Genomic DNA, 4,776 nt, shown 5'->3' on the forward strand with positions numbered 1-4,776 from the left:
CTGGGGAGGTGGTTATTGGGGCGGTGGCTATGTCAACCGTTTACCTGGAAACACCACTTATGGTGCAAGACCTTACAGAGGTAGGGAAAACGGCGTTGGCTATACCCCAAGATCCAGTAACTTGAACAGCAGTTATAACGGCCGCGGTGTGATCAGAACAACCAATGGCGTAAGCTATACAGAAAGAAGCAGATCAACACGTCCGGTAAATGTAAATTCTGGCAACAGAGGTGACAATCCATATATACAACCTAGACAAGGCAGAACGGAAAGTTATACCCCTCAAAGAGACAGCAGGCCTACTTATTCCCCTCCTTCTAATTCCGGCGGCAATTATGGCGGCGGCGGCGGCGGTGGCGGCAGAAGTCAAAGAGGTGGTAGAAACTAGTTAAACAAGAACCCTATTAAATGAAAAAATTCCTTACCATTCTTGGATTGGCTATGGTAGCCAATACCGGAGTAATATATGCACAATACGCGGGTGATGCCCTTAGGTTCTCGCAAACTAACTACGGCAGTTCAGCCCGTTTCAAAGGATTGGGAAATGCTCAAACCAGTTTAGGTGGAGATATCAGTTCCATTGGCGGTAACCCTGCCGGATTGGGAATGTTTACCAGATCTGAATTCAGCATCACACCTGAATTTAACAATACAGGTTCAAAATCAAACTATTTTGGCCAGAACTCCAATAGCACAAAAAATAGTTTTAACTTAAACCAGGCTGGCATAGTTTGGTATAACCCGGTCATCAGACCTAAAGGATCCAACCTGGATCAGGGGGTGGTTAGTTTTGTTTGGGGAATTGGATACAACAGAAATAACGATTTTAGCCAGCGTGTAAGCTTCGCCGGAAAAAATCCTAACAATTCTTTAGGCGATTATTTTGCTGAGCAGGCAAATAATACAGGCCAAACCCATCAAAACCTACCTGTAGGATTGGGTCAATTAGGCTATGACAATTTTCTGATCAATGAAACCAGCCCTGGCGTTTATCAAAAAGCAAATTCGCAACTCAACAACAATCAATATTACAATCAGACAAGGTGGGGTTCTACTTCTGAGTTTAACTTCGCCGGATCCATGAACATTTCCAACCAGGTTTATATTGGTGCTTCCATCGGATTTGTGACCATGCGTTATGATTATGACTCTAATTTCAGTGAAATGGGTTCTCTTACTTCCACTCCACAGGAATTGCCTGCGGATCCAAAAGTTGGCGATACCTATACCGCTTCTTATCTGCAGTCTCAGACAACCAGAGGTAATGGAATTAACGGAAGAATTGGTATTATCTATAAACCAATAAATGAATTTAGAATTGGGGCTTCCTTTCAAACCCCAACGTGGATGCATGTAGAAGATACTTATTCAGAAGCTGTAAATACACTTTATAATCCTGGAAATTCATTATACAGGCCTGATCAAAACAATTATGTATTTCAATATACATTAAGGACGCCTATGAAAACTTCCGTGGGTGCAAGTTTAATTATTGCAGGTAATGGTTTGTTAACCGGTGACGTAGATTTTGTAAATTACTCCAGCATCAAACTGAGCACCACATCGGATTACAATACCATTGATGACCGTTCTGTTTTAAACAACAACAATCAGGATGTTAAAGATTTTTACAAAAGTGCTGTTAACTTCCGTGTTGGTGGTGAGTACAAAATAGATCCGATTACGCTTCGCGCAGGTTTTGGCCTGAACGGCACCCCTTATAAACAAGATCCTGACAACCAGGCTCAGGTTAAATATTATAGCGCAGGTTTGGGCTACAGAATCAACCAGTATTATGTAGACCTTGCCTATCAGAGAGTAGAAACCAATCAAACATTTGTTCCTTATACAGTGGGAACAGATGCTTCACTGGACCCTACAGCAACAACAAAATTGAGTAAAAACAATGTTTTTTTGACTTTCGGAGTTCGCTTCTAATACTTAGAGAATCATTTCAAAATAAAAGCGCTGATGTCCTTGACATTAGCGCTTTTATTTTGAAATCTATTTATGGGAAACAACCCCTCCTACAGATAAGGTTTAAACCGCTCTATATTCTTTTCTACTTGAGCATCTTTAATCAACTCAGGTGCATGGTGCGGTTTCTTTCTTGCATCTATAATGACCGGACCTGTACAACCCCAATGTTTATCTTTAACAAAACTACCTATCCCATCTATATCAGACGCAGGATTACTTCTGGTAAAGCTTACCCAAACCAGGTTATTAATATCTTTGGCTGTAAACGCTGCATCATCACACAACACAATTAAGCCCAGACCTTCCAGATTCCGCTGTTGAAGCTGATCTTTCAACTCGCTAATTTCAACGCCGGCCTGATCCTTGTTCAAATAAGAAGGAGCCTGAACCGTCATAATGCCTTCCATAGCCATGTGATACCCGGAAAAATACCCATCTGTAGCAAGCCCCGAAGGTAATGCCGTGCTCAGTTGGCGCTTTATTTCGCCTGCTGCTGCAAACACCACTTTAGAACCAGAATTCAATCCTTCTCCACTATAATCTAAGGTATCTATCGTGGTTTGCGTATAAAAATGCAGGTCTCTGGTGAAATCCATACGTTCCAGTATATGCTTCAAAAAGGCCCTGATATGATGCGTACTGAGCTTCTCGTCATCCTCTCTTGCAGCAATAAATACATATTTCGCCAGGCTCAACTGGTTCTTACCTAAAATATGATTGGCAATGGTTAAGATCTCCTGTGGTCTGCGTTCCTTTAAATAAGGTGTATATCTTTCGCTTCCTATCGCAAACAACAATGGATGCACACCAGCCGCATCTACAGCATTCACCTCTTTCAGCCCATGAATTTCCTGCGGAAGTGCCGAACCTGCTATTTCATGGATCAGAGCACCAAAGCTTGTGTCTTCTTGCGGAGGTCTCCCTACTACGGTAAAAGACCAAATGGCATCTTTCTTATGGTATACATTGTGCACCTTCATTAAAGGAAAAGGATGCGTTAAACTGTAATAACCTAAATGATCCCCAAAAGGACCCTCTGGCTTATTTTCCTGCGGATAAACCGTACCTGTGATCACAAAATCAGCATCTGCAGAAATGCAGAAACCTTCTTCATCATAGAAATAACGAAACCGTCTGTTACCTAAAGCACCTGCAAAGGTCATTTCTGACAGTCCTTCCGGCAGAGGCATTACGGCCGCCAGCGGATGTGAAGGAGGACCGCCTACGAAAATACTCACTTTTAAAGGTTGTCCTTTTGCATTGGCTTTGGACTGATGAACGCCTATCCCTCTATGGATCTGATAGTGCAATCCGATTTCTTTGTCTTTGATATATTCATTCCCGGCCAGCTGTATACGGTACATCCCCAAATTAGAGTTCATAACACCTGGTTTATCCGGATCTTCGGTGTAAACCTGTGGCATGGTTACAAAAGGTCCGCCGTCCATCGGCCAGTTTACAATTTGCGGAAGCTGACTGATAGTAGTTTTACTAAAAGTAGCTTTGAACAGGCTTTGTTTCATTGGTAAAGCAGAAAGTGCCGTTAAGCCTGCCCCTGCATATTTAAATGGGTTTTTAAGTGCCTTAATTGGATCTGAACGAAGCCCTACCAATTGCTGAACTTTATCCAGGCTGTCCCTGAACATAAACTTGGATCTTTCCAAAGTTCCAAACAAGTTGGAAACTGCAGGAAAAGGACTTCCTTTGACTTTTTCAAATAGAATGGCTGGGCCTTCCTGCTCAAAAATCCGCAAATGGATTGCAGCCATTTCCAGGTAAGGATCTACTTCTTCTTTTATACGTATAAGATGTCCGTGTTTTTCTAAATCAGCAACACATTCTGATAAGCTGTTATATCCCATTACCCACAAAGTTAAATTTAAGTTTGTAAGCTTGTTGGAAAAAATCAAATTACTCTTCGAGGACTGGACTCCTTGCCCCGCTGCGCTCTTGTGGCAAGGCGCCCTGAGGTCCTCTCTGAGTAATGTTGATTTTTTATAGGGCGCTTAGCAAAGGAGGTGAGTCCGGGCAGGGTGCATAGAGATGGAGTATAGGGTTATATTGTAATGTATATTGTAATGTATATTGTAATGTATATTGTAATGTATATTGTAATGTATACCTATAATTTTCTTTGTTTATATGGTAAAAAGCCTTTTTTCCAAAACTCTTGGCTGGGATAATTGTTCTATTCTAAACATATTTAATAAAATAAAAACAACAATTACTATGGACGCTAAAGAGATTAGTTTGAATGAAAAAAAGGTAAAACCAGTAGTAGACATGCTCAACGATTATCTTGCAAACTATCACATACACTATCAAAAATTAAGAGGATGCCACTGGAACATTAAAGGCCAGAATTTCTTTACCCTGCACCTTAAGTTCGAGGAATTATATACCAACGCTCAACTGACCATTGATGAAATTGCAGAACGTGTTCTTACCCTAGGTAAACCACCACACAGTCGTTTCGCAGATTATATTAGTGAATCTTCCATTAAAGAGATCAATACCATAGGCCTTAAAGACCTTGATATGGTAGACGCCATCCTCGACGACATGTCTCAACTCATCCAACTGGAAAGAGAATTACTTGAAGCAACAGACAAAGCCGGAGACGACGGTACCAACGACATGGTCAACCGTTTCATGCAATTCAAAGAAAAAAACACCTGGATGCTACGCTCATTCGCAAACAAGAAATAAAACATCCCTATTCAACTTAAGAAAGCCCTGCTCCAAAAAAGCATGGCTTTCTTCGTTTACACACCTTATTTATCACTATAACATAAT

The 4,776-nt window shown here is 41.2% G+C and carries 3 protein-coding genes and 1 pseudogene; 3 read left to right on the top strand and 1 reads right to left on the bottom strand.

The genetic code is table 11. The features are described 5' to 3' along the window. A pseudogene (locus DBR11_RS29560) lies at positions 1-388 on the top strand (hypothetical protein); the annotation flags it as partial. Between the two features lie 20 nt (positions 389-408). After that, positions 409-1,938, top strand: coding sequence for an OmpP1/FadL family transporter (locus DBR11_RS10725; protein ID WP_108552442.1), 1,530 nt, complete (start codon positions 409-411; stop codon positions 1,936-1,938). A gap of 89 nt (positions 1,939-2,027) precedes the next feature. Here the strand turns inward: DBR11_RS10725 and DBR11_RS10730 are convergent, their stop codons facing one another. After that, complete coding sequence (locus DBR11_RS10730; protein ID WP_108552444.1) at positions 2,028-3,842, bottom strand: UbiD family decarboxylase; 1,815 nt, start codon at positions 3,840-3,842, stop codon at positions 2,028-2,030. 367 nt (positions 3,843-4,209) lie between these two features. Here DBR11_RS10730 and DBR11_RS10735 point away from each other — a divergent pair, with 367 nt between their 5' ends. Further along, positions 4,210-4,689, top strand: a complete 480-nt coding sequence (locus DBR11_RS10735; RefSeq protein ID WP_108552446.1) for a Dps family protein — start codon at positions 4,210-4,212, stop codon at positions 4,687-4,689. The last annotated feature ends 87 nt before the right edge of the window (positions 4,690-4,776 follow it).

It is taken from the genome of Pedobacter sp. HMWF019, assembly GCF_003061025.1.
Classification (GTDB): Bacteria; Bacteroidota; Bacteroidia; order Sphingobacteriales; family Sphingobacteriaceae; genus Pedobacter.

Bases quoted from the DNA above. Each gene is read 5' to 3' on its own strand.
- DBR11_RS10725 (WP_108552442.1), top strand. From the start codon at position 409: ATGAAAAAATTCCTTACCATTCTTGGATTGGCTATGGTAGCCAATACC.
- DBR11_RS10735 (WP_108552446.1), top strand. From the start codon at position 4,210: ATGGACGCTAAAGAGATTAGTTTGAATGAAAAAAAGGTAAAACCAGTA.
- DBR11_RS10730 (WP_108552444.1), bottom strand. From the start codon at position 3,842: ATGGGATATAACAGCTTATCAGAATGTGTTGCTGATTTAGAAAAACAC.